Here is a 24823-nt window from a genome sequence, read left to right as displayed (position 1 = left end):
TCTCCGTGACCGTACGGATCGGAGTCCTCGCTCTCCAGGGTGACGTGCGCGAGCACCGCCACGCGCTCGAGGCGGCCGGCGCCGCCACCACGACGGTGCGAACCGCAGAGGATCTCGCCGCTGTCGACGGCATCGTCATCCCCGGCGGGGAGTCGACCACCATCAGCCGGCTGCTCGGCGTTTTCGATCTGTTCGACCCGCTCCGCGAGGCGCTCGCACGCGGGCTCCCGGCCTACGGCTCCTGCGCGGGCATGATCCTGCTCGCCTCGGAGGTGCTCGACACCCGCCCAGATGCCCGGTGTCTCGGCGCCATCGACATGACCGTGCGACGGAACGCCTTCGGCAGGCAGGTGGACTCCTTCGAGACCGACCTCGCGGTCAAGGGGGTCGACGGCGATCCCGTGCGTGCCGTGTTCATCCGCGCACCGTGGGTGGAGCGGGTCGGCGAGGGCGTCGAGGTGCTGGCGAGGGTGCCTGCGGAGGCCGGTCCGACGGCGGGTACGGTTGTCGCTGTTCGACAGGGTGTGACGATGGCCACATCCTTCCATCCCGAGGTCACGGGCGATCTGCGGATCCACCGTCGCTTCGTGGACATCGTCCGGCGGCGATAACACCGCCGCCGCAGAGGGGGAGTGGCGACGTGAGCTACATGCCGGTGACCGATTCGATGTTCCTGATGGCGGAGTCGCGCGAGCACCCGATGCACGTCGGCGGCCTGCAGCTGTTCACCCCGCCCAAGGGCGCGGGACCCGACTTCGTGCGCTCTGTGGTCGAGACGATGCGCTCGCACCTCGCCGTCAGTGAGAAGTTCGGGCGCCGGCCCGCCGACCCCGTCGGGATCCTCGGCAACACCTGGTGGTCCGAGGTCGACTCCATCGACCTCGAGTACCACGTCCGGCACTCGGCCCTGCCCCAGCCGGGCCGCATCCGCGAGCTCTTCCAGCAGGTCTCGCTGTGGCACGAGACGCTGCTCGACCGGCACCGTCCGATGTGGGAGGTGCACGTCATCGAGGGGCTGGAGGACGGGCGCTTCGCCGTCTACTCCAAGGTGCACCACTCCCTGGTCGACGGTGTCTCCGCGCTGCGGTACATGACCCTCGCGCTCTCGCCCGATCCCGACGACCGCGAGGGCCGCGTCGTCTGGCAGCCCGGTCTCGGGCGCCGCCGGAAGCCGGAGACGGCGCCGCCACCGTCGAAGGGGGGCCTGCCCTTCAGCCCGCTCGGCGCGGTGAAGCAGATAGGTGGCCTCACCGGCGAGGTGCTGGGCATGCTGCCCGCCTCGATGAAGGTCGCGGGCACGTCGATCCGCGATCACGACTACAAGGCGCCCTTCCAGGCCCCGCACACCATCTTCAACGTGCCGATCGGCGGAGCGCGGCGGTTCGTCGCGCAGTCGTATTCCCTCGATCGGATCGACACGGTCCGGAAGAAGGCCGGTGCCACGGTCAACGACATCGTCCTCGCCATGTGCGGCGCCGCACTCCGCGCGTACCTGCTGGAGCTGAACGAGCTGCCGGATCGCTCGCTGACGGCCATGGTGCCGGTCTCGCTGCACAAGGAGGGCGCCGAGTCGTCGTCGAACGCGGTCGGCGCGGTGATCTCGACGCTGGCGACCGACCTCACCGATCCGGCGGCCCGGGTCACGGCGATCCAGGACTCCGTGCGCGCCGCCCGCAAGGTGATGGGGGAGTTGTCCCCGCTGCAGGTGCTGGCGCTCAGCGCGGCGAACATCGCGGGCCTCGCGCCGGGCATGCTGCCCGGGTACCGGGGCGTCGCGCGCCCGCCGTTCAACCTTGTCATCTCGAACGTCCCGGGGCCGCGCGAGGCGATGTACTGGAACGGCGCGCACCTCGACGGCGTGTACCCGGCGTCGATCCCGTGGGAGGGCCAGGCGGTGAACATCACCATCTGCACGAACAACCGGAATCTGGAGTTCGGGATCACCGCGTGCCGGACGTCGGTCCCGCACGTGCAGCGCCTGATCCACCACCTGGAGGACGCGTTGACGGAGCTGGAGAAGGCTTTCACGTAAACTCGCAGGGTTGATGCAGCGCACCCGAACGGAATCGAGGGATCGATGAGCGGCCATTCCAAATGGGCCACCACCAAGCACAAGAAGGCGGCGATCGACGCCAAGCGCGGCAAGCTGTTCGCCAAGCTGATCAAGAACATCGAGGTCGCGGCGCGCACGGGTGGCAGCGACCCTGACGGCAACCCCACGCTTTACGACGCCATTCAGAAGGCGAAGAAGACCTCGGTCCCCAATGACAACATCGAGCGGGCCCGCAAGCGCGGCGGTGGCGAAGAGGCCGGCGGCGCCGACTGGCAGACCATCATGTACGAGGGCTACGGCCCCAATGGCGTGGCGGTGCTGATCGAGTGCCTCACCGACAACCGCAACCGTGCCGCCGGCGAGGTCCGCGTGGCGATGACCCGCAACGGCGGTAACATGGCCGACCCGGGCTCGGTGTCGTATCTGTTCACCCGCAAGGGCATCGTCACGCTGGACAAGAACGACCAGGCCGAGGACGACGTGCTCATGGCCGTGCTCGACGCGGGTGCCGAGGAGATCAGCGACCTGGGCGATCAGTTCGAGATCGTCTCCGAGCCCACCGATCTCGTGGCGGTGCGCAGCGCCCTGCAGGAGGCGGGCATCGACTACGAGTCCGCGGAGTCCGGGTTCCGCGCGTCGGTCGAGGTTCCCGTCGACGCCGACGGTGCGCGCAAGGTGTTCAAGCTGGTGGACGCGCTGGAGGACAGCGACGACGTGCAGAACGTGTACACCAACGTCGACATCTCCGACGAGGTCCTCGCAGAGCTCGACGAGGACTGAGTGGCCTGAGATTGCGGTATCGCATCGCCCCTAGTGTGCGGTAACTACGCGTCAGGATATTCTCAGGTTGTGACTTCCAACCGATCAGCGCTGCGGCGCGCCCCGGTCCTGGCTCTGGTGGCGGCCCTGCTGCTCGGGGCGGGCGGTGCGGCGGTCTGGGAGTCGGGGCGCGCCGAGACCGTCCACGGCGCCACCGCGGTGGGCGTGGAGTTCGGGGCGCTGGGGCGCGACGATGCGACGCATCGCCTCGACGATGCCGCGAAGCGGGTGGATGCTGAGCCGATCACGATCCGTACCGCCAAGGGTGAGGTCCGGCTCCAGCCCGCGCAATTGGGTCTGTCCATGGACGTGCCTGGCACCGTGCAGCGCGCGATCGACGAGCGCTCGCCGCTGCGGGACCTGATCGGTCTGGTCAGTGACCGGAACGTGCACCCCGCGTCCACGTTGAACAGGCAGGCCTTCGACGCCGCGATCACGAAGGCCGCCGGCGCCCTGACGTCGGAGGCCGGCGAGGGCGCCGTGATCTACCGCGGTGGCAAGCCGGTGGCCGTCGAGCCGAAGGCCGGCGACACGATCGACCTGGGCAAGGCGGCCGCGGTGGTCGCCGCCGCCTGGCCCGACTCCACCGATATCATTGTCCCCACGGAGGCCGTGACGCCCACGGTCTCCGCGGACGTGGTGCGCGCAGTGACCACCGGGGCCGCCGCACAGGCGGTCGCCTCGGATGTCGTCCTGCGGCGCGACGCCGCGGGACAGGTGGCCGCGGGCACCGTCGGCCGGGTGTCCGGGGCTGATATCGGCACCTTCCTCTCCTTCCAGCCCGACGGTGCCGGCAACCTCGCTCCGAAGGTGGATCGAGAGGCCGCGAAAAAGGTCCTCGGTACGCGGCTCGAATCAGCTGTGGCCAAGCCCAAGGACGCGAGCTTCGACCTCTCGGGCGGCACCCCGACGGTGACCGAGGCCGTTCCCGGCCGCGAGGTCGTCTGGGACCCGACGATCGACGCGGTCACCAAGGCCGTCACCGAGCAGTCCACGCAGGGCCGCACCGCGACCGCGCAGTTCAAGGCCGTCGAGCCCAAGGTCTCGACCGCGAAGGCCAAGGAACTCGGCGTGCGCGAGGTAGTCAGCGAGTTCTCCACCGGAGGGTTCAGCGACGCCTCGGGCGTCAATATCCGCCGCGTCGCTCAGCAGGTGAACGGCGCCGTGGTGCTGCCCGGCGAGACCTTCTCCCTCAACGGCTACACCGGCCCCCGCGGCACCGCGCAGGGCTACGTGGAATCCGGCATCATCAACAACGGCCGCCCGGACAAGGCCGTCGGCGGCGGTATCTCGCAGTTCGCCACCACGCTGTACAACGCCGCCTACTTCGCCGGCCTCGAGGACGCGGGCCACACCGAGCACAGCTACTACATCTCGCGGTACCCCGAGGCACGTGAGGCCACCGTCTTCGAGGGCGCGATCGACTTGCAGTTCCGCAATGACACGCCCTACGGCATCGTGATCGAGTCCAGTGCGGGCTCGTCGTCGGTGACGGTGCGGATGTGGAGCACGAAGACCCGCGAGGTGTCGTCGAGTACCGGATCCCGCAGCCTGCCGACGCAGCCGTCGACCATCCGGCTCCCGAAGGGGCCGCACTGCGTCGCCAGCACCGGGCAGCCCGGCTTCACCACGAGTAACACCCGGACGATCACCGATGCCCGGAGCGGCAACGTTCTCTCCCGTCACACCCGTACCGTCAAGTACGACCCGGTGCCCACCGTCATCTGCGAGTAGGTGGGCGCGTCGTTGCATCCGGGGATGCGCGGTGCGGGTATGCTCTCGAACAAAGGTTTGACTGTTCGACGGTGTGGAGGTACGGCGATGCGGGTGATGGGGGTGGACCCCGGGCTCACGCGCTGCGGCCTGTCGGTGGTCGAGACGGGGGTGGGTCGCAAGGTCACGGCGCTCGACGTGGACGTGGTCCGCACGCCCGCGACGATGCCGTTGGCGGAGCGGCTGCTGGCGGTATGGACCGCGGCAGAGTTCTGGATGGACACCCACGAGCCGGACGTGATCGCGGTCGAGCGGGTGTTCGCGCAGCACAACGTCTCCACGGCGATGGGTACCGCGCAGGCCGGCGGCGTCGTCGCGCTCGCCGCCGCGCGCCGCGGCATCGACGTGCACTTCCACACGCCGTCGGAGGTGAAGGCGGCCGTCACCGGCAACGGCAATGCCGGCAAGGCGCAGGTGACGACGATGATCACCCGGATCCTCGGGCTGCAGAAGGCGCCGGAGCCCGCGGACGCCGCGGACGCCCTCGCCCTCGCCGTCTGCCACAGCTGGCGCGCGCCGATGATCGCGCGGATGGCAGAGGCGGAACGTCGTGCGGAGGAACAGAAGAAGGTCTTCGAACAGCGGCTCGCGGCGCAGCGCCGCGCGGCGAAGAAGGTGACGGGGGGAGTGCGATGATCGCGTCACTGCGCGGCGAGGTTCGGCACATCGGTCTGGATCACGTGGTGATCGAGTGCGGCGGCGTGGGCTACAAGGTGCTGGTGGCGCCGAACACCGCGGGTGCGCTCACCCGGGGCGCCGAGGGCTTCCTGCTCACGTCGATGGTCGTGCGCGAGGACTCGCAGACCCTCTACGGCTTCACCGACGGCCCGCAGCAGGAGCTGTTCCACCTGGTGCAGACCGTGCAGGGCGTGGGTCCCCGGCTGGCCATGGCGGCGATCGCGGTGCTCGATCCCGCACAGATGCAGACCGCGATCGCGGCGGGGGACCTCAAGACGCTGTGCCTGATCCCCGGGATCGGCAAGCGGGTCGCCGAGCGTATCCACATCGAGCTCAAGGACAAGGTCTCGGCCGCGCCGTCCGCCGGCGGCGGCGCCACCGGGTCGGCGGTGCCGGCGGGCGGTGTCTCCCAGCAGCTCCTCGACGCCTTGGAGGGGCTGGGCTTCACCGCGAAGCAGGCCGAGCCGGCGGTCGCGGTTGCCGTGGAAGCCGGGCCGGACAAGTCGGTCTCCGAGCTGTTGCGCGACGCCCTGAAGTCTTTGGGACGCGGCTAGATGCACTACGACGACGAGGTGGGCAGCGAGTTCGACGAGGCCGAGGGCATCATGGGTCCGGCGGCGCTCTCGGGTGACGACACCGAGTCGCTGCGCCCCAAGTCGCTCGACGAGTTCATCGGGCAGCCGAAGGTCCGCGAGCAGCTGCAGTTGGTGCTACACGGGGCGAAACTCCGCGGAGGCACCCCCGATCACATCCTGCTGTCGGGTCCGCCGGGCCTGGGCAAGACCAGCCTCGCGATGATCATCGCGGGCGAGCTGGGCACGGCCCTGCGCGTCACGTCCGGCCCCGCTCTCGAACGCGCCGGCGATCTCGCGGCGATGCTGTCGAACCTCGTCGAGGGCGACGTGCTGTTCATCGACGAGATCCACCGCATGGCCCGCCCCGCCGAGGAGATGCTCTACCTCGCCATGGAGGACTTCCGGGTCGACGTGGTGGTCGGTAAGGGGCCTGGCGCCACCTCCATCCCGCTCGACGTGGCGCCGTTCACGCTGGTCGGCGCCACCACGCGGTCCGGTGCGCTCACGGGCCCGCTTCGTGATCGGTTCGGTTTCACCGCCCACATGGACTTCTACGAGACGGCCGATCTGGTCCAGGTCATCGAGCGCAGCGCCAAGATCCTCGGCATCACCATCGATCGGGAGGCGGCTGCGGAGATCGGCAGCCGAAGTCGGGGCACCCCCCGCATCGCCAACCGCCTGCTGCGCCGTGTCCGCGACTTCGCCGATGTCCGTGCCGACGGGACGGTCACTGTAGACGTCGCGCGCGGGGCGCTCAAGGTCTACGACGTCGATGAGCTCGGTCTCGACCGGCTCGACCGCGCCGTGCTCGGCGCCCTTATCCGCAGCTTCGGGGGTGGCCCAGTGGGTGTCTCGACGCTGGCAGTAGCCGTCGGTGAGGAGCCCGGCACCGTCGAGGAGGTGTGCGAGCCCTTCCTCGTGCGTGCCGGCATGCTGGCCCGCACCCCGCGCGGCCGCGTCGCGACGATGGCCGCCTGGCATCACCTCGGCCTCGAGCCGCCCACGGGTGCGCTCGCGGCCGGCATTGAGGTGCGCGGAGACCCGCTGTTCTGACACCCGGAAACCGGGCTGATTCCGGCACACGATCGATATACATCGTCGTGGCCGCGAATCGCCCGGTTCCGACGGCACCGGCCTACTTCAGCGCCGTGAGGTCGTAGACGCTGACCCCGTCGACGGTGCGCGACGAGAACGTCTTTTCGATCCACGACCGGATCTCCGCCGCGGTGCCGGATCCGCCGAAGCCGCCGAATCCGCCGCCGGATTCGGCGAGGAAGTAGTGGATCTTGCCGTCCCGCACGTACTGCTGGAACTGCGCGAGCGTGGGGGAGGGGTCGGTGCCGTTGAAGCCGCCGATCGGCATCACCGGCTTCTCCGTGGCCAGCTGGTACCCGGCCGCTGCGTTCGCCCCGACCGTCGCCGCGACCCAGGTGTACCGGTCCGCGTCACTCTGTAGGAGCGCAGTGATCTCCGGACCCGCCTTACTGCCCATCAGGAACGACGGTCCGCCGCCGCGCTCGTCTCCGCCCGGCGCGTCCGTGCGGGCACCGTCGGACCGCAGAGTGCCGCCCGGCCCGCCGCCCCCGGCACGATCCATCCGCTTCCCGCCACCCGGGCCACCACCGAAGCCGTGCCCACTCGACGGGCCCGCCGAGACGATGGCGCCCTGCCGCGGAGTCGCGATGGTCTCGACCGTGAAGGCCACCTGACCGGAGATCGCGGTGAACAGCGCCGTCGCGGCGATCACTCCGACGAGGCGCCGGCTGCGTGCGACCGCGGGGAGCAGGGTCGCGAGGATAGCCATCGTCGAGACGGTGGCCGTCGCCGCGATCGCCCAGCGCAGCCACGGATTCCAGTAGGGCGTCTGATCCAGGACGTACCAGGCCGTCGCACCCGTGGCGGCGACGGTGAGGGCGGCGACCGCGCGCACCCACGGTCGCTCACGTTCCCGCCAGCCCACGGCCACACCGATGGCGACCAGTGCCGCGATCGCGGGTGCCAGCGCTACGGTGTAGTACGCGTGGAAGATGCCCGCCATCAGGCTGAACGTGATCCCGGTGACGAGCAGCCATCCGCCCCAGGCGATCACGGCGGCGCGATCGCCGTCCGTCCGAGGCGAGCGTCCGCGCAGGATCAGCACCAGGGCGATCGCGATCAACGCCGCGGGGAGGAGCCACGCGATCTGCCCGGCCTGCTCGGGCTGGAACATGCGCAGGACCCCGGCGTCGCCGAACATCCCGCCGCCGCGGCGCCCGGGCATCTCCATCCCTGCGGGGAGCTCGAAGCCCGCGGGCATTTCCAGTCCACCGCGGCCCGGCCCGACGCTGCCCTTCTCGTTGCCGTTGAGCCGGCCGAGGCCGTTGTAGCCCAGCGTCAGCTCGAGGATCGAATTGTTCTGTGAGCCGCCGATCCACGGCCGTGAGGAAGCGGGCCACAGCTCGACGGTGAGCAGCCACCACCCGGCGGCGACGATCATCGCGGCGCCCGCGGCGAACAACTGCGCGAGGCGTGTGCCGAGCTTCGTCGGCCCTGCCACCAGGTAGGTTAGCGCCAGCCCGGGCACGATCAGCATCACGGCGAGTTGCTTGGTCAGGAAGCCCAGTCCCACGAAGGCGCCGCACGCGATGAGCCACCGCCACCGGCCGTCCTCGACCGCGCGCAGCATGGCCCAGGTCGCGGCGATCATGAGCAGCACGAGCAGGGCGTCCGGGTTGTTGAACCGGAACATCATGGCCGCCACCGGGGTGACGGCGAGCAGGAGTCCGGCGAGGAGACCTGCGCCGGGGCCGAAGCGGCGGCGCACCGTCGCGTAGAGGAGCGCGACCGACGCTACCCCGAGCAGCGCCTGCGGAATGAGCATCGCCCAGGAGTTCACGCCGAACAGGCGCGTGGAGAGCTCCATCACCCACAGCGAGGCGGGCGGTTTGTCGACGGTGATCGAGTTCGCGCCGTCCGAGCTGCCGAAGAACATGGCCTTCCAGCTGACGGTGCCGGCCTGCACGGCGGCCGAGTAGAAGGCGTTGGCCCACCCCGCGCGGCCGAGCGACCACAGGTAGGCGATCGCCGTCCCCGCCAGGAGGACGGCGACCGCGATGCGCTCGCGACTCTTGGTCACTGGAGCCCGGCCTTCGCCGAGATCGCCGACCGGAAGATCAGGCGCAGCCCCAGGAACCGCGTGATCGTCGCGACTAGGTTGGCCACCACGAGCACCGCGAGTTGGGTCCCGCGACCGGCGTCCGGCGCGACGTGCGCGAGGACTGTGAGGCTGCCGGACGTGAGCGCCCAGGTGAGGAGGAAGACGACCAGTCCCTGCAGGTGGTGCCGGGCAGCGCCCTCGCGCCCCCGCACGCCGAAGGTGAACGAACGGTTCGCGGCGATGTTGCCGACCGCCGTGATGAGGAGGGCGGCGAAGTTCGCGCCCTGCGCACCGATCAGCGGGTGCAGCATCAGGTAGAGGAGCGCGTAGGCGACGGTGCTGGCCACGCCGACCGCGGCGAACCGGGCGAGCTGTCCGACCATGTTGCGCGGCACCCCCGCCAGCTGCGGCTCCTCGCGGCCCAGGGCGCGGCGCACGTCGTCGAGGGGGATCGCACCCCGGCCGAGCGCCCGCCCGACCCGGACGACGCCCCGGAGGTCCTTCTTCACGGTGTCGACGATGTCGACGCGGCTGTCGGGGTCGTCGGTCCAGTCCACCGGCACCTCATGGATGCGCAGCCCGGCGCGCTCGGCGAGCACGAGCAGCTCGGTGTCGAAGAACCACTCGCCGTCCTCGACCAGCGGCAGCAGCTCCCGCGCGACGTCCGTGCGGATGGCCTTGAATCCGCACTGCGCGTCGGAGAACCGCACCCGCAAGGCGGTGTGCAACAGCAGGTTGTAGCCGCGCGAGATGAACTCGCGCTTCGGCCCGCGGACCACGTTCGCGCCGCGGCCCAGGCGGGTGCCGATCGCGAGATCGCTGTGGCCCGAGAGCAGCGGCGCGACCAGGGGGTGGAGGGCCTTGAGGTCGGTCGAGAGGTCGACGTCCATGTAGACCAGCACGCGGGCGTCGGACTCCGCCCACACCCGGCGCAGGGCACGGCCGCGGCCCTTCGCGTCCAGGTGCACCACCCGGACACCGTCGATCGCGGCGGCCAGGGAGTGCGCCACGCGCAGGGTGTCGTCCGTGCTGGCGTTGTCGGCGATGGTGATCCGGGCCGGGATGTCCAGCTCGGCGTCGAGGTACTCGCGGAGCGTCTCCACGCAGTGCGCGATCGTGTGCGCCTCGTTGTAGACGGGGATCACGATGTCCAGGACGGGGGTGGTCGCGGAGCGACCGGGCAGCGCGGCTCCGGTCTCGACCGTGCGGTCGGGTGCGGTCTCGGTTGTCATGGCAGCAACCCTCGGTCGCCGCGCTGGAGCTACCCTGCGGCCTGTCTGTGCACCTGCTGGGAGACGTCGTTCACCGGTCGCCGCCCGCCGAGGCGGTGCGCCATTGCCGGGGCGTGGTGTCGAACCGGCCGCGGAACCAGCGGGAGAAGTTCGACGGGCTGGAAAAGGCCAGAATCCCGGCGATCTCGGCGAACGAGTAGGTGCGCCCGGCGACGAGGTGCCGGGCCAGCGCTGCGCGGGCGTCGTCGACGACCTCGGTGAAGGTCGTGTCCTCGGCCGCGAGCCGCCGATGGACGGTGCGCCGGTCCACCCCGAGGCTGCGCGCCACCTGCTCGGCGGAACACCGGCCGGTGGGGAGGAGCAGGTCGACGAGCTCGCGGATACGTGCCGTCGCGTCCCGTCCACGGTCGCCGTCGCCGTCGCCGTCGAGGAGCTTGCGGGTGTACTCGCGCAGCTGCGGGTCCGAGGTCGCGGTCGCGCGGTCGAGATCGCCCGCGGGAAGCCGGATCCCGTTGTGGTCGGCGTCGAAGTGCAGAGCGCCGCCGAACATCCGTCGCGCGGTCTCGACCCGCACCGGCGGGGGATGGCCGAAGGACACCGACAGCGGCGTCCAGTCGCGGCCGAGCAGCTCGCGCAGCACGCCGTAGACCACGCCGACGGCGAGGTCGACGGCCTGCCGGTCGGGTGCGGGGCGCTCGAGCGCGAGATCGACCCGCACGGTGGCGATCCCATCGGCGACCGACAACCTGGTGTGCAGTGCCTCGTTGTACATCCGTTCGTGCCGGATCAGGACCTGCAACGCGCTGCGCACGTCCGGCTCCTCCCGCAGCACCAGGCTGAGCGGGCCGAGATGCGACAGGCGCCGCAGCTCCGCGAGACGCAGGCCCAGGTCGTCGCGGCCGGTGGCCGCCGCGGTGCGTTCGAGCAGGTCGTTCACCGCGTCCGCCGGCACCCACCGGTCCTGGATCGTGACGCCGCTCGGGTCCAACCCGCTCGCGCGGAGCAGTAGGCGCGGGTCGGCGCCCAGGGTGCGCGTGAGCTCGGAGAAGTTGGCCAGTGACGCGTAGCGCGCCAGGGGCCGCTTCGCTGTGACCATCGTCACCTCACTGTCCCGATGTGAATAGTCACCCGTCCCGTAAGGAACAGATTACGCCGACAGCCGCTCGTACCGTCATCTGCATCACATCCCGAGAACCGCTCCGGCGAGAGGAACCCACGACATGGCGAACGCGATCCGCTTCCACGAGACCGGCGGACCCGACGTGCTGCAGCTCGAAGACATCGAGGTGGGCGCGCCCGGTGCCGGCGAGGTGCGCGTGCGGCACCACGCCATCGGCCTGAACTTCGCTGACATCTACTACCGCACCGGCCTGTACCCGGTGCCCCTGCCCAACGGCATGGGCGTCGAGGCGTCGGGCGTGATCGAAGAGGTGGGCCCTGGCGTCGAGGGTTTCGCTCCCGGCGACCGCGTGACCTACACCTACACCGGAAACCCGCTCGGCGCGTACAGCACCGAGTTCGTGCTCCCGGCGCGGCACATGATCCACCTGCCCGAGGGGGTGGACTTCACCACCGCCGCCGCCTGCACGATGCGCGGCCTCACCGCGGCGTACCTGATGCGGCGCATCCACCCGTACCGCGAGGGCGACACGATCCTGTTGCACGCGGCTGCCGGCGGCGTCGGGCTGATCGTCGCGCAGTGGGCGAAGCTGCTGGGCCTGACCGTGATCGGCACCGTCTCCACTGAGGAGAAGGCCGAGGTCGCCCGCGTGAACGGCGTGGACCACATCATCTACTACCGCCGCGAGGACACCGCGCAGCGCGTCCGCGAGCTGACCGGCGGGGCGGGCGTCCCCGTCGTGCTGGACAGCATCGGCGCGGCCACCGTCGAAGCGTCCCTGAACAGCCTCGCCAAGCGCGGCCTGCTCGTCTGCTTCGGGACGTCGTCCGGGCCGATCCCGCCGATCGACCCGATGCAGCTCGCCATCAAGGGCTCGCTGTTCGTCACGCGGCCGGGACTCGCCGACTACATCGCCGACCCCGCCGAGCGGGCCGACCTCGCGGGCGAGCTGTTCGGCCACATTGCGGCCGGCCGCATCGCGATCCAGGTGGGGCGGACCTACCCGCTGGCCGACGCCGCCCGCGCGCACAAGGAGCTCGAGTCCGGAGCTCTCACCGGATCCTCGATCCTCCTCCCCTGAAACCGAACTCCGAGAACGAGAGGCCAGGCAGCACCATGACCGTCACCTCCGACCCCCAGACCACCGGAACCATGCGCGCCCAGCGCCTCACCGCCCACATCGGCGCCGAAGTCACCGACGTCGACCTCGCCGAGGTGGCGCAGGACGAAGCCCGGTTCGCCGAGCTGCGCGCCCTGCTCATCGAGCACAAGGTCCTGTTCTTCCGCGATCAGCCGATCAGCCGCGCCGATCACGTCGCCCTCGCCCGCCGCTTCGGCGACCTCGAGGATCACCCCGTGCTGGGCAGCGACCCCGAACATCCCGGACTGGTCCGCATCTACAAGGACCTCGACAGCGACCGCGAGGCGTACGAGAACTCCTTCCATTGCGACGCCACCTGGCGCGAGTGCCCGCCCTTCGGGTCCGTTCTGCGCTGCGTCGAGGGTCCCGACGTGGGCGGCGACACCATCTGGGTCGACATGGTGGCCGCTTACAACGCCCTCCCGGCCGAGGTCAAGGAGCGGATCGGCGGCCTGCGCGCACGGCATTCACTCGAATCCAGCTTCGGGGCGCGCATGCCGATCGAGCAGCGACACGCCCTGCACGCGAAGTTCCCGGACGCCGAGCACCCCGTCGTGCGCACGCACCCGGAGACCGGCGAGAAGATCCTGTTCGTCAACTCCTTCGCGACCCACTTCACGAACTTCCACAACGACGCGAACGTCCGCTTCGGCTTCGACTACGCGCCCGGCGCCGGCGAGCTCCTGCAGTACCTGCAGCGCCAGGCCGCCGTGCCCGAGTTCCAGGTTCGCTGGCGCTGGACCCCGGACAGCTTCGCGATCTGGGACAACCGCTGCACCCAGCACTACGCCGTCCAGGACTACTGGCCGGCCGTGCGCCGGATGGAGCGCGCCGGCATCGTCGGCGACCGCCCGTACTGACCCCCACACCGAGACACCCAGCCCCACAACCACGCACGAGGAGAACCATCATGCATTTCCACGACGACGCCCTGTTCCCCGAGGTTCAGGAGAAGCAGGTCATCACCGTCGCGCCGTACGGCCCCGAGTGGGAGCTCGACGACTTCCGCGAGGACCTGCCGCTCACCATGGAGCAGCACGTCCAGCAGGCCGTCGATTGCTACGAGGCCGGCGCCACCGTCCTGCACATCCACGTCCGGGAGGAGGACGGCCACGGCTCCAAGCGGCTGTCCAAGTTCAACGAGCTGCTCTCCGGCCTGCGCGAGGCCGTGCCCGACATGATCCTGCAGGTCGGCGGCTCCATCTCCTTCGCCCCCGAGGGCGAGGGCGCCGACGCCAAGTGGCTCTCCGACGACACCCGGCACATGCTGGCCGAGCTCGACCCGAAGCCCGACCAGGTCACCATCGCCATCAACACCAGCCAGATGAACATCATGGAGCTGATGACCGAGGGCGACATCGAGGGCACGTCCATGCAGCGCCCCGAGCTGTACGACACGTACCGCGAGATGACGGTGCCCGCCGGACCCGAGTGGGTCGAGGAGCACCTGCGCCGCTTGACCGCCAACGGCATTCAGCCGCACTTCCAGCTCAGCTCGATCCCGCAGCTGGAGACCGTGGAGCGGCTGATCCGCCGCGGCAAGTACATGGGCCCGCTCAACCTCACCTGGGTCGGCATCGGCGGCGGCTTCGACGGCCCGAACCCGTACAACATCATGAACTTCGTGGGACGCGTCCCCGACGGCGCGATCCTCACCCTCGAGACCCTGATGCGCTCCGTGCTCCCCGTGAACACCCTGGCCATCGCGATGGGCCTGCACACCCGGTGCGGCAACGAGGACACCATCTGGGGCCGCCCGGGCGAGAAGATCAAGTCCGTGGACCAGGTCAAGCAGCTCGTGCGGATCAGCCACGAGCTCGGCCGCGACGTCGCCACCGGCAAGGAGGCTCGCGACATCTACCACATCGGCGAGCAGTACGGCTCCGTCGACGAGACCCTCGCCAAGCTGGGCTACGCGCCGAACCGGCAGCTCGGTCAGCTCGGATTCACCCAGCACGCGTGAACGGTTGAACGACAATGGCCCTCATGAGCGCCCCCTCGGGTGACATCGAGGACACCGACGGTACGCCGGTGGGACCTGCACGGTCCCGCCGGCGGCTGTACCCGTGGGTGGTCTTCGCGCTTGCATTCGCACTGCTCCTGTCCGACTACATGTCCCGGCAGGTGCTCGCCGCCGTCTTCGTCCCGCTGGGGCAGGAACTGCACCTCGACAAGGCCCAGCAGGGCTCGCTCATCTCCGTGGTGGCGCTCATGGTCGGCGTGCTCACGCTGCCCGTGTCGATCTTGGCCGACCGCTGGGGCCGCGTCCGCAGCCTCGTCCTCATGGCCGTGATCTGGTCCGTCGCCACTCTGGCGTGCGCGTTCGCGCAGAACTACGAGCAGCTCCTCGCCGCCCGCTTCATGGTGGGGGTCGGCGAGGCCGCGTACGGCAGCGTCGGTATCGCGTTGGTGCTCAGCCTGTTCGCGCCCCGCGTGCACGCCGCGCTCTCCGCGTCCTTCATGGCCGGCGGCTCCTTCGGCACTATGGTCGGCACCGGCCTCGGCGGCCTCATCGCCGTCCACTTCGGCTGGCGCTGGTCGCTCGGCGCGATGGCCGTGCTCGGCCTGCTGCTCGTCGCCGTGTTCAAACTCGTGGTCACCGAGGCCCGCGTGAAGCGGAACCAGGTCGACGAGGCCGGCGCGGCACCGTCGTGGGAGAACGCGGAGCCCATCCGCGTGGCCCGCGCCCCGCTGTCGAGCCTCTTCACGAATTCGCCGGTCGTGTGCGCCTACATCGGCAGCGGCCTGCAGATGTTCATGGCCGCGGTCATGCTCACCTGGCTGCCGACCTATTTCAAGGAGGCCTACCACCTGTCCGTCGACAAAGCGGGCGGCGCGGCCGCAATGTTCGTGCTGCTCGTGGGCTCCGGGATGATCGTCTGCGGCTTCCTTGCCGACCGGTACAGCCTCAGTGACGGCACGCGGAAGTGGACGGCGGGCATCGCCTACTGCACCATCGCCTTCGTCGCCCTCATGATCGCGTTCCGGACGCCCACGTGCACGACGCAACTCGTCCTCCTCGGCATCGGCGCCTTCTTCGCCGCCGGCAGCTCCGGCACGGCGGCCGCCATGGTCGCGTCGCTGACGCACCGCTCGGTGCAGGCCTCCGCGATGGGCACGCTCACGCTGGCGAACAACCTGCTGGGACTCGCGCTGGCACCCATCCTCATCGGCGCCCTCGCTGACTGGATGGGGCTCCTGGGCGCGCTGCAGCTCGCCCCGCTCGTCTACGTCCCGGCGGTGCTGTTCATGGTCTTCGGCAAGCGGCTACACCCGCGCGGGCTCGCGAAGCTGCAGGCCCTCAACGCGGAGCCGGCACGGTGACCGGGCCCGTGCCCGTCATCGTGCCGGGCCTGCGCGGGAGCGCACCGTCGCACTGGCAGGAGCTGTACGCCGCCCGGATCGACCGCGCCGTCACGGTGCCCTTCCCGGCCGAGGCGGACTGGCACTCGATCGACGAGCGGACCCGGCTGCTGGGGGAGACCGTCGCGGCCGTCGACGGCCCGGTGATCCTGGTGGCGCACAGCGCCGGCGTGCTCGCCGCGGTGCGCTGGGTCCGCTCGCTGCCCGACGGTGCGCCCGAGCTCGGCAGGGTGGTGGGCGCGGTGCTCGCGACGCCTCCCGACTTCGGGGTCGACTGGCCGGAACCGCACCCGCGGCCCGCGGAACTGTCCGCGGCCGGCTGGGAGCCGATCCCGCGGCGGCGGTTGCCCTTCCCGTCGGTCGTCGCCGCCAGCCGGACTGACCCGCTGGCGCGGTACCGGGTGACCGCCGGGCTCGCCGAGGCGTGGGGAAGCAGGCTCGTCGACCTCGGCGACGCCGGGCACCTGAACCCTGCGGCCGGGTACGGCGAGTGGCCGCTGATCGACGGTCTGGTCGTGGAGCTCGTCGCCGCCGGGACTCGGTCGCGACCGAGTCGGCGGTCGGTTCCAGGCCCAGGCCCAGGCCCGGGCGTCGCGACGCGTGTCGGTGGGTCCGTCTAGCCTCGGGGTGCAACCGATCAGGGGAGTCGCGGCGATGACGGAACGAATGCTCACGGGAGAACGGGCGGAGCGCGCCCGGCGGGTGATCGAGGCCCTCGCCGGGCCCGGCGCCGCGCTGCGGGACGACCAGGAGACGGCGGTCGCCGCGCTGCTCGAGCCCGCGGCTCGCGTGCTCGTGGTGCAGGCCACGGGCTGGGGAAAGTCCGCCGTGTACTGGGTGGCCACCGCGTTGCGCCGGGCCGAGGGGGCGGGCCCCGCTCTCATCGTCTCGCCGCTGCTCTCACTCATGCGCGACCAGGTCGCAGCCGCCGAACGCGCCGGCCTGCGCGCAGCCACCCTGAACTCGTCCAACTTCGATGAGTGGAACGCGATCGAGGCGGCGCTCGCCGCCGGCGAGGTCGATGTGCTCCTCGTCTCGCCGGAGCGGCTCGCGAACCCGTCTTTCGGGCGGCGCGTGCTCGACGCGCTCGAGGGCTCGCTCGGCCTCCTCGTCATCGATGAGGCGCACGCGGTCTCCGACTGGGGCCACGACTTCCGCCCCGACTACCGCCGCGTCTCCGATGTGCTCACCAGGCTGCACCCGCAGACTCCGGTGCTCGCCACCACCGCCACCGCCAACGCCCGCGTCACCGATGACGTCGCCGCCCAGCTCGGCGACGCCACGCTGGTACTCCGTGGGCCGCTCGCGCGGCGTTCGCTGCAGCTCAACGTCCTGCCGGCGCTGGCACCGATCACCCGGTATGCATGGGTCGCGCGGCATCTGCCGGACCTGCCCGGCTCGGGCATCGTCTACGCGTTGACGGTGGCCGACGCGGAACGGCTCGTGGACGGCATCCGCGCCGTGCACGGCGCCGGATACCCAGTGGCGGCGTACACCGGCAAGCTCGACCCGGACACCCGCGCCCGGCTCGAGGACGCCTTGCGCGCCAACGAGATCAAGGCGCTCGTCGCTACCTCCGCACTCGGCATGGGCTTCGACAAGCCCGACCTCGGCTTCGTCGTGCACGTCGGCTCGCCGCCCTCGCCCGTCTCGTACTACCAGCAGGTCGGCCGTGCCGGCCGCGCCATCGACCACGCCGTCGTGGCGCTGCTCCCGTCGGAGTCGGACGCGGGCGTGTGGGACTACTTCGCCACAGCGACCATCCCCGATCCGCAGCAGATGGACCGCGTGCTCGCGGCCCTCACCGACGACGAGACGGGGGGAGGGCAGTCCGCCATCGCACTCGAGGCCTCAACCGGCATCCGGCGCACCCGGATCGACCTCATGCTCAAGCAGCTCGCGGTCGACGGCGCCGTGGCGCGGGTGGAGGGCGGCTACCGCGCCACCGGCGCGCCCTGGCATTACGACGGTGCCCACTACGACGGGATCGTCGCCACCCGCCGCCGCGAGGCGGACATCATGCGGGCCTACACCCGCGGCGAGCGCTGCCTGATGCAGCTGCTCACCGAGTCGCTGGACGATCCCGAGGCCGCGCCCTGCGGTCGCTGCTCGGTCTGCCTCGGGCACGTCCCCGACGGCCTCGGCGAGCCCGTCCCGCCGGACACCGCGCGGGCGGTCGCGGGGGCACTGCGCTCCCAGAGCCAGATACTCGAGCCGCGCAAGATGTGGCCGGGCGGCGTCGCGGGCCGCAAGGGCCGGATCCAGCCCGACCTCGCGGCCGAGCCCGGCCGGGTGCTGGTCTTCGCGGACGCGCCGGAGTGGACGGGCACCGTCGGAGCGGCGCGCTCCGGCGATTCCCAGGCGATCGCCGACCTCGCCGACGCCGCCGTCGCCGCTCTCTCGCGGTGGCGCGACCAGTGGAGCGCCCGGCCCGAGATCGTCGCCTCCCTGCAGCTCACCGACCGCCCGGACCCCGTCGAGCCGGTCGCCGACCGCATCGCCGAGGTGGGCCGGCTGGACCGCGTGAGCCTGCCGGTGCCGCGCGGCCCGGCGCCCGGCCGCGACGCTTCCGGTGCGCAGGAGGCGGCGCACTGGCTGGACGCGATCGACGCCAGCACCGCCGCGGAGGCTGTCCGCGGCAGATCCGTGCTGCTCGTCGCCGACGAATCCGGCACGGGCTGGGCGGTGACCGTCGCGGCCGCCCGGCTCCGGGAGGCTGGAGCGGCCGTCGTGTTGCCGCTGGTGGTGCACCGTCCCGCCTGACGCGCGCGAGATGTGGAACACTGGAACACCGAGTGCTGCCTAACACCCGGGCGGCGAGGTCGCGGAGCGTCCACGACCACACCACCGAGGAGAACCATGCCCAACCTGATCCTGCCCCTGCTGCTCGTCCTGATGCTCGTCTTCATGTTCTTCCAGTTCCGGAAGCAGAAGAAGCAGATGAACGAGACCATGGAGATGCAGGCCGCCCTCACCGTGGGTACCAAGGTCATGACCAGCACGGGCCTGTACGGCACCGTCGTCGGACTCGGCGACGACACGATCGATTTGGAGATCGCCCCCGGCATCACCACCACCTGGGTGCGCCGCGCCGTCGCCAAGGTCCTGACCCCGGAGGAGCTCGGCGCCCCGTCGATCGAGACCATCACCGAGGACGAGGGCCACATCGACCTGGACAAGCGCTCCGAGGACCGCTGACCCGCATCACCGTCATCACTGAACGAACGTCTCCGGCGGAGTCCGCCGGAGACGTTCTCCACGCCGAGGAGTCGTAACCGCCCGTGGCCAGGAAAACATCGAGCAGCGACCGCACCGAGTCGCGGCTCCTCATCGCCTTCGGGCTGATCTTGCTCGCGGTGTTCGGGCTGGTGTTCTTCACCGGTGACCGGGAGCCCACGCCCAAGCTCGGCATCGACCTGCAGGGCGGCACCTCCGTCGTGCTGCAGGCCGTCACGCCCGACGGGAAGGCCCCTGACGCCGATAAGATGGAGCAGGCGCGCGACATCATCAACAAGCGCGTCAACGGCCTCGGCGTCTCCGGCTCCGAGGTGAAGATCAGCGGTCGCAACCTCATCATCACGGTGCCCGGCTCCGACGGAGACCAGGCCCGCACACTGGGCCAGACGGCCCAGCTCAAGGTGCGCCCGGTGCTCGCCTCACAGGCCGCGGCCGCGGTGAACGCACCCGCGCCCGACCTGACCGATCCGGCGGCCGCGAAGAAGGCGATCGACGAGGCCCGTGCCACTCGCCAGTCGACCGACCCCGCCGTGCAGAAGAAGGCCATCGAGACCCTCAGTTGCAACGCCCCGTCGGACCCGCTGGCCGGTAACGACGATCCGTCCAAGCCCCTCATCACCTGCGATCGGCCCGACGAGCGCAAGGCAGGACAGCCGAGCACCGTCTACACACTGGGCCCCGCGATCATCGACGGCCAGTCGATCAAGAACGCCTCCTCGGGGATCCCGCAGAACCAGGTCCAGTACGTCGTGACCCTCGAATTCACCGGCGAGGCTTCGCGGGTGTGGGCGGACTTCACCTCGAAGAACGTCGGCAAGCAGGCGGCGTTCGTCCTCGATTCGCAGGTCATCACCGCGCCGAACATCAACGGCCCCATCACGGGCGGCCAGACCCAGATCACGGGCGACTTCAACCAGCGGACCGCCGGCGACCTGGCGGGCGTGCTCAAGTACGGCTCGCTGCCGCTGTCCTTCAAGCCCGGCACCGCGCAGACCGTGAGCGCCACACTGGGCTTCGAGTCCCTCAAGGCCGGCCTCATCGCCGGCGCGATCGGCCTGTTCCTGGTGCTGATCTACGCGCTGGCTTACTACCGCGCCCTCGGCGTGCTGGTGGCGCTGTCGTTGGCGCTGTCGATCGCGCTGCTCTACGGCCTGCTGGTGCTTCTGGGCCGGTGGATCGGCTACTCGCTCGACCTGGCAGGAATCGCCGGCATCATCATCGGCATCGGCATGACCGCCGACTCCTTCGTCGTCTACTTCGAACGGATCAAGGACGAGATCAGAGAGGGCCGGAGTTTCCGGTCCGCGGTGCCGCGCGGCTGGGCGAGTGCCCGGCGCACCATCTGGACGGGTAACGCGGTCTCGCTGCTCTCGGCCGTCGTGCTGTACGTCCTCGCCGTGGGCGACGTGCAGGGCTTCGCGTTCACGCTCGGCCTGTCGACCATCCTCGATGTCGTCATCGTCTTCCTCGTCACGCATCCGCTGGTGTATTTCGCATCGAAGACCGATTTCTTCGCCAAGCCGTCGATGAACGGCCTCGGCGCCGTGGCCGCGATCGGCCGTGAGCGCAAGCGGGCCGCTGCTACCACCGGGGAGACGTCCGCATGACCGACACCAGCATCGAGCGCGAGAAGAAGGCCTCCTTCTTCACCAAGCTCTACACCGGAACCGGCGCCTTCGACATCGTCGGCAAGCGCAACCGGTACTACCTCGCGACCGGCGTCATCATCGTGATCGCCATCCTGGGCATCCTGATCCCGGGCTTCAAGTTCAGCATCGACTTCGAGGGTGGCACGCAGATCTCGTTCCCCGTGGGGAACGCCCAGGTCGATACCGCCAAGGTCCGCGAGACGGTGCGTTCGGCGACAGGCGTCGAGCCCTCGGCCGTGCAGACCGCCGGTACCGGTGCGGCGCAGACCTACCAGGTGGCGCTGTCCGAGCTCGACAACAACCAGATCACGCAAGCGCGCGATGCCCTGTTCCAGACCTTCCATCCGCCTGCGCAGGACGGCAAGCCGGCCGAGAACACGATCAGCTTCTCGGGGGTGAGCTCCACCTGGGGCGATCAGATCACCCAGCGCGGCCTCCTGGCGCTCGCGGTCTTCCTCGTGCTTGTCACGGTGTACATCGCGGTCCGCTTCCGCGAATGGGACATGGCGCTCGCCGCGCTCGCGTCGTTGTTCTTCGACGTGGTGGTCACGGCCGGCGTCTACGCCTGGTCCGGCTTCGAGGTCAGCCCGGCCACCGTGATCGGCCTGCTGACCATCCTCGGCTTCTCGCTGTACGACACGGTCGTCGTCTTCGACAAGGTCGAGGAGAACGTGCGCGGGGTGCTCAACACCAGTAGACGCACGTACGCCGAACAGGCGAACCTCGCGATCAACCAGACCCTCATGCGATCGATCAACACCACGGTGATCTCGGCGCTGCCGATCATCGCCCTCATGGTCGTCGCCGCCGGGCTGCTCGGCGTCGGCACGCTCATGGACCTGGGCCTGATTCAGCTGGTCGGCGTCGTGGTCGGCACCTACTCGTCGGTCTTCTTCGCGGCGCCACTGCTGGTCACGCTGAAGGAGCGCCGTCCGCAGTACAAGGCGCACAACGAGAAGGTCCTCGCCCGGCGGGCGCGTGCCGAGGCGGGAGAGACCGGCGACGCGGCCTCCACCACCGCAGGCGCGGTGCAGCTCGACACGGCCCCCGCCCGCCCACAGACCAAGCGCGGCCGTCGTCGTGACTGACGCCGCCCGCGCGGCCGTCGCCGCGCACACACGGCACGTCGCCGGGTTCCCTGAGTCGGGGGTGGTCTTCGCCGACCTCACGCCGGTTTTCGCCGACGGTACCGCGCTCGCGGCCGTCATCGACGGGCTCGCCGCGGCCGGCCGCGGGCCGGACGGTGGCGCCGCCGTCGACCTGGTGGCCGGGCTGGACGCCCGGGGCTTTCTCCTGGGCTCCGGCGTGGCGCTACGCCTCGGTGTGGGCACCCTCGCGGTGCGGAAGGCCGGCAAGCTGCCGCCGCCCGTGCTGCGCGAGGAGTACCAGCTCGAGTACGGCTCCGCGGCACTGGAGATCCCCGCGGAGGGAATCGCGCTGGAGGGCAAGCGAATCCTCATCGTCGACGACGTGCTCGCCACCGGCGGCACCGTTTCGGCGGCGGTCGCGCTGCTGCGCCGCGCGGGCGCGACGGTCGATCGCGTCTCGGTCGTCCTCGAGCTCGAGGCGCTCGGCGGACGCGCCCGACTGCAGGAATTGCCCGGCGGTGCCATCGCGGTGTCGGCGATCTCGGTAGGCTGAATCCCTAGTCCAGTCACGTCGTCCGGGCGGGGAGGCACCATGTCGCTGCAGTCTCAGGGTTCCGACTCCGCAGGCGCGCCTGTCGCCGCGTCGCAGTCGGCCCCGCCCAACCTCGAGACGACGGGCTCGACCACCCGCCGGGTCCGGGCGCGCCTGGCCCGCCGGATGACGGGCACACGCAACCACGTCCGGCCGGTCCTCGAGCCGCTGGTGGCCCTGCACCGAGAGGTCTACCCGAAGGCGGATGTCGCGCTCATCGAGCGCGCCTACGACGTCGCTGAGCAACGCCACGCGAGCCAGATGCGCAAATCCGGCGACCCGTACATCACCCACCCGCTGGCCGTGGCGACGATCCTCGCCGAGCTGGGCATGGACACAACGACCCTGGTCGCAGCGCTGCTGCACGACACCGTCGAGGACACCGGGTACACGCTTGAGCAGCTCACCGCCGAGTTCGGCTCCGAAGTGGCGCACCTCGTGGACGGCGTCACCAAGCTCGACAAGGTGGCCCTCGGCAACGCCGCTGAGGCCGAGACGATCCGCAAGATGATCATCGCCATGGCCCGCGACCCTCGGGTGTTGGTGATCAAGGTGGCGGATCGGCTGCACAACATGCGCACCATGCGCTTCCTGCCGCCGGAGAAGCAGGCCCGCAAGGCCCGCGAGACCCTCGAGGTGATTGCGCCGCTCGCGCACCGTCTGGGTATGGCGACGGTGAAGTGGGAGCTGGAGGACCTGGCCTTCGCCATCCTCCATCCGAAGAAGTACGACGAGATCGTGCGGCTGGTGGCGGATCGGGCCCCGTCGCGCGACACCTACCTGGCGGCCGTGCGCGCTGAGATCAACGGCGCCCTGTCGGCCCAGCGAATCGTCGCCGACGTGCAGGGCCGACCCAAGCACTACTGGTCGATCTACCAGAAGATGATCGTCAAGGGCCGCGACTTCGACGACATCCACGACCTGGTCGGGGTGCGGATCCTGTGCGATGAGGTGCGCGACTGCTACGCCGCGGTCGGCGTGGTGCATTCGCTGTGGCAGCCGATGGCGGGCCGGTTCAAGGACTACATCGCGCAGCCGCGTTACGGCGTCTACCAGTCGCTGCACACCACGGTGATCGGTCCTGAGGGCAAGCCGCTCGAGGTGCAGATCCGCACCCGGGAGATGCATCGCACCGCCGAGTTCGGCATCGCCGCGCACTGGCGGTACAAGGAGACCAAGGGGCGCTCCGGCGGCGGCGCCAAGGGCTCGGACCTGACCGAGGTCGACGACATGGCGTGGATGCGCCAGCTGCTCGACTGGCAGCGGGAGGCCGCGGACCCGGGGGAGTTCCTCGAATCGCTCCGCTACGACCTCGCGGTGAAGGAGATCTTCGTCTTCACTCCCAAGGGCGACGTGATCACGCTGCCCGCGGGCAGCACGCCGGTGGACTTCGCCTACGCCGTGCACACCGAGGTGGGTCACCGGTGCATCGGGGCGCGCGTGAACGGCCGGCTCGTGGCGCTCGAGCGCAAGCTGGAGAACGGCGAGGTCGTCGAAGTCTTCACCAGCAAGGCCGAGAATGCCGGCCCGTCCCGCGACTGGCAGACCTTCGTCGTCTCCCCGCGGGCCAAGGCCAAGATCCGGCAGTGGTTCGCCAAGGAGCGCCGCGAGGAGGCGCTGGAGAACGGCCGTGACGCCATCGCCAAGGAGGTGCGCCGTTCGGGCCTCCCGCTGCAACGCCTGACGAACGCGGAGTCGATGGCGGGCATCGCCAAGGAGCTGCGCTACGCGGACGTCTCCGCGCTGTACACGGCCGTGGGTGAGCACCAGGTGTCGGCGCACACCGTCGTGCAGCGGATGCTCGAGCAGCTGGGCGGCATCGAGGAGGCGACGGAGGAGCTGGCCGAGCGCAGCACCCCGTCGACGATCTCGGGCTCGACGGCGACGACCGACGTGGGCGTGCTCGTCACCGGTCAGCCTGGCGTGCTCGCGAAGCTCGCCAAGTGCTGCACGCCCGTGCCGGGCGACGAGATCGTCGGCTTCGTGACCCGCGGCGGCGGCGTCAGTGTGCACCGCACCGACTGCACCAACGTCGCGGAGCTCCGCAAGGAGCCCGAGCGTTTCCTCGACGTGAAGTGGGCGCCGTCGGCGTCGTCGGTGTTCCTGGTCGCGATCCAGGTCGAGGCGCTCGACCGGCATCGTCTGCTCTCGGACGTGACGAAGGTTCTCGCCGATGAGAAGGTCAACATCCTCTCCGCGTCGGTCACCACGTCGCGCGATCGGGTCGCCGTCTCGCGCTTCACCTTCGAGATGGGGGACCCGAAGCACCTCGGGCACGTGCTCAACGTCGTGCGCAACGTGGAAGGCGTCTACGACGTCTACCGGGTGACCTCGGCGCAGTAGCGTGCCGCCGGCGCCGCACGATCG

At 70.4% G+C, this 24823-nt stretch carries 21 protein-coding genes; 18 read left to right on the top strand and 3 right to left on the bottom strand.

Translation table 11 applies throughout. From position 1 onward, the window contains the following. Window positions 1-5 precede the first annotated feature (5 nt). From pdxT to ruvB, 7 genes are all read left to right on the top strand, one after another. Window positions 6-611 carry a pyridoxal 5'-phosphate synthase glutaminase subunit PdxT gene (pdxT, locus tag HNP44_RS08210; protein WP_259143107.1) on the top strand — a complete coding sequence of 202 codons (606 nt, stop codon included), beginning with the start codon at window positions 6-8 and terminating at the stop codon, window positions 609-611. Between the two features lie 38 nt (window positions 612-649). Continuing rightward, complete coding sequence (locus HNP44_RS08205) at window positions 650-2032, top strand: WS/DGAT/MGAT family O-acyltransferase (protein WP_259143781.1); 1383 nt, start codon at window positions 650-652, stop codon at window positions 2030-2032. Between the two features lie 45 nt (window positions 2033-2077). After that, on the top strand, window positions 2078-2833 hold the full coding sequence (locus tag HNP44_RS08200) for a YebC/PmpR family DNA-binding transcriptional regulator (RefSeq protein ID WP_259143113.1): 756 nt from the start codon (window positions 2078-2080) through the stop codon (window positions 2831-2833). Window positions 2834-2902: 69 nt separating this feature from the next. Then, window positions 2903-4606, top strand: coding sequence for a VanW family protein (locus HNP44_RS08195; RefSeq protein WP_259143122.1), 1704 nt, complete (start codon window positions 2903-2905; stop codon window positions 4604-4606). A gap of 87 nt (window positions 4607-4693) precedes the next feature. Continuing rightward, window positions 4694-5281 carry a crossover junction endodeoxyribonuclease RuvC gene (ruvC, locus tag HNP44_RS08190; RefSeq protein WP_259143123.1) on the top strand — a complete coding sequence of 196 codons (588 nt, stop codon included), beginning with the start codon at window positions 4694-4696 and terminating at the stop codon, window positions 5279-5281. Then, entirely contained in the window at window positions 5278-5877 is a 600-nt protein-coding gene (gene ruvA / locus HNP44_RS08185; RefSeq protein ID WP_259143124.1) for a Holliday junction branch migration protein RuvA, read from the top strand. Before ruvC ends, ruvA begins: the two co-directional genes overlap by 4 nt. A 51-nt stretch (window positions 5878-5928) precedes the next feature. After that, window positions 5929-6951: a Holliday junction branch migration DNA helicase RuvB gene (gene ruvB, locus HNP44_RS08180; protein WP_259143782.1), complete on the top strand. Its 1023-nt coding sequence runs from the start codon at window positions 5929-5931 to the stop codon at window positions 6949-6951. Between the two features lie 82 nt (window positions 6952-7033). Here ruvB and HNP44_RS08175 read toward each other — a convergent pair whose 3' ends face one another. From HNP44_RS08175 to HNP44_RS08165, 3 genes are all read right to left on the bottom strand, one after another. Beyond that, on the bottom strand, window positions 7034-9013 hold the full coding sequence (locus HNP44_RS08175) for a glycosyltransferase family 39 protein (protein ID WP_259143125.1): 1980 nt from the start codon (window positions 9011-9013) through the stop codon (window positions 7034-7036). After that, window positions 9010-10266, bottom strand: a complete 1257-nt coding sequence (locus tag HNP44_RS08170; protein WP_259143128.1) for a bifunctional glycosyltransferase family 2/GtrA family protein — start codon at window positions 10264-10266, stop codon at window positions 9010-9012. The genes HNP44_RS08175 and HNP44_RS08170 overlap by 4 nt, the downstream gene beginning before the upstream one ends. 70 nt (window positions 10267-10336) lie before the next feature. Continuing rightward, window positions 10337-11362, bottom strand: a complete 1026-nt coding sequence (locus HNP44_RS08165) for an AraC family transcriptional regulator (RefSeq protein ID WP_259143130.1) — start codon at window positions 11360-11362, stop codon at window positions 10337-10339. Between the two features lie 124 nt (window positions 11363-11486). Between HNP44_RS08165 and HNP44_RS08160 the strand changes: the two genes are divergently transcribed. From HNP44_RS08160 to HNP44_RS08110, 11 genes are all read left to right on the top strand, one after another. Further along, window positions 11487-12467 (top strand): quinone oxidoreductase family protein, encoded by a 981-nt coding sequence (locus HNP44_RS08160; protein WP_259143132.1) that lies wholly within the window; start codon window positions 11487-11489, stop codon window positions 12465-12467. 35 nt (window positions 12468-12502) lie between these two features. Continuing rightward, window positions 12503-13387, top strand: coding sequence for a TauD/TfdA dioxygenase family protein (locus tag HNP44_RS08155; protein WP_259143134.1), 885 nt, complete (start codon window positions 12503-12505; stop codon window positions 13385-13387). 50 nt (window positions 13388-13437) lie between these two features. Then, complete coding sequence (locus HNP44_RS08150) at window positions 13438-14490, top strand: BKACE family enzyme (protein ID WP_259143143.1); 1053 nt, start codon at window positions 13438-13440, stop codon at window positions 14488-14490. 23 nt (window positions 14491-14513) lie between these two features. Then, a complete protein-coding gene (locus HNP44_RS08145; protein WP_259143149.1) occupies window positions 14514-15851 on the top strand; it encodes an MFS transporter in 1338 nt (445 codons plus the stop codon). Then, on the top strand, window positions 15848-16510 hold the full coding sequence (locus HNP44_RS08140; RefSeq protein WP_259143151.1) for an RBBP9/YdeN family alpha/beta hydrolase: 663 nt from the start codon (window positions 15848-15850) through the stop codon (window positions 16508-16510). Before HNP44_RS08145 ends, HNP44_RS08140 begins: the two co-directional genes overlap by 4 nt. A 34-nt stretch (window positions 16511-16544) precedes the next feature. Further along, window positions 16545-18653 (top strand): RecQ family ATP-dependent DNA helicase, encoded by a 2109-nt coding sequence (locus HNP44_RS08135; protein ID WP_259143153.1) that lies wholly within the window; start codon window positions 16545-16547, stop codon window positions 18651-18653. A 96-nt stretch (window positions 18654-18749) separates the two neighbouring features. Then, a complete protein-coding gene (gene yajC, locus HNP44_RS08130; protein ID WP_259143161.1) occupies window positions 18750-19088 on the top strand; it encodes a preprotein translocase subunit YajC in 339 nt (112 codons plus the stop codon). An 83-nt stretch (window positions 19089-19171) separates the two neighbouring features. Further along, window positions 19172-20734: a protein translocase subunit SecD gene (gene secD, locus HNP44_RS08125; protein ID WP_259143168.1), complete on the top strand. Its 1563-nt coding sequence runs from the start codon at window positions 19172-19174 to the stop codon at window positions 20732-20734. After that, entirely contained in the window at window positions 20731-21864 is a 1134-nt protein-coding gene (gene secF / locus HNP44_RS08120) for a protein translocase subunit SecF (protein WP_259143169.1), read from the top strand. The genes secD and secF overlap by 4 nt, the downstream gene beginning before the upstream one ends. Continuing rightward, entirely contained in the window at window positions 21857-22417 is a 561-nt protein-coding gene (locus HNP44_RS08115) for an adenine phosphoribosyltransferase (RefSeq protein WP_259143179.1), read from the top strand. Before secF ends, HNP44_RS08115 begins: the two co-directional genes overlap by 8 nt. Window positions 22418-22456: 39 nt before the next feature. Next, window positions 22457-24799 (top strand): RelA/SpoT family protein, encoded by a 2343-nt coding sequence (locus HNP44_RS08110; RefSeq protein WP_259143181.1) that lies wholly within the window; start codon window positions 22457-22459, stop codon window positions 24797-24799. Window positions 24800-24823: the final 24 nt, after the last annotated feature.

It is taken from the genome of Tsukamurella ocularis (assembly GCF_024807615.1).
Taxonomy (GTDB): Bacteria; Actinomycetota; Actinomycetes; order Mycobacteriales; family Mycobacteriaceae; genus Tsukamurella; species Tsukamurella ocularis.
Note: the sequence above shows the minus strand (reverse complement) of the source record. Positions and strands in the feature narration are given on the sequence as shown.

Bases quoted from the DNA above. Each gene is read 5' to 3' on its own strand.
- HNP44_RS08170 (WP_259143128.1), bottom strand. From the start codon at position 10,266: ATGACAACCGAGACCGCACCCGACCGCACGGTCGAGACCGGAGCCGCG.
- HNP44_RS08165 (WP_259143130.1), bottom strand. From the start codon at position 11,362: ATGGTCACAGCGAAGCGGCCCCTGGCGCGCTACGCGTCACTGGCCAAC.
- HNP44_RS08150 (WP_259143143.1), top strand. From the start codon at position 13,438: ATGCATTTCCACGACGACGCCCTGTTCCCCGAGGTTCAGGAGAAGCAG.
- HNP44_RS08145 (WP_259143149.1), top strand. From the start codon at position 14,514: ATGAGCGCCCCCTCGGGTGACATCGAGGACACCGACGGTACGCCGGTG.
- yajC (WP_259143161.1), top strand. From the start codon at position 18,750: ATGCCCAACCTGATCCTGCCCCTGCTGCTCGTCCTGATGCTCGTCTTC.
- HNP44_RS08110 (WP_259143181.1), top strand. From the start codon at position 22,457: ATGTCGCTGCAGTCTCAGGGTTCCGACTCCGCAGGCGCGCCTGTCGCC.
- HNP44_RS08155 (WP_259143134.1), top strand. From the start codon at position 12,503: ATGACCGTCACCTCCGACCCCCAGACCACCGGAACCATGCGCGCCCAG.
- ruvC (WP_259143123.1), top strand. From the start codon at position 4,694: ATGCGGGTGATGGGGGTGGACCCCGGGCTCACGCGCTGCGGCCTGTCG.
- HNP44_RS08135 (WP_259143153.1), top strand. From the start codon at position 16,545: ATGACGGAACGAATGCTCACGGGAGAACGGGCGGAGCGCGCCCGGCGG.
- HNP44_RS08160 (WP_259143132.1), top strand. From the start codon at position 11,487: ATGGCGAACGCGATCCGCTTCCACGAGACCGGCGGACCCGACGTGCTG.
- HNP44_RS08200 (WP_259143113.1), top strand. From the start codon at position 2,078: ATGAGCGGCCATTCCAAATGGGCCACCACCAAGCACAAGAAGGCGGCG.
- ruvB (WP_259143782.1), top strand. From the start codon at position 5,929: ATGGGTCCGGCGGCGCTCTCGGGTGACGACACCGAGTCGCTGCGCCCC.
- HNP44_RS08205 (WP_259143781.1), top strand. From the start codon at position 650: ATGCCGGTGACCGATTCGATGTTCCTGATGGCGGAGTCGCGCGAGCAC.
- ruvA (WP_259143124.1), top strand. From the start codon at position 5,278: ATGATCGCGTCACTGCGCGGCGAGGTTCGGCACATCGGTCTGGATCAC.
- secF (WP_259143169.1), top strand. From the start codon at position 20,731: ATGACCGACACCAGCATCGAGCGCGAGAAGAAGGCCTCCTTCTTCACC.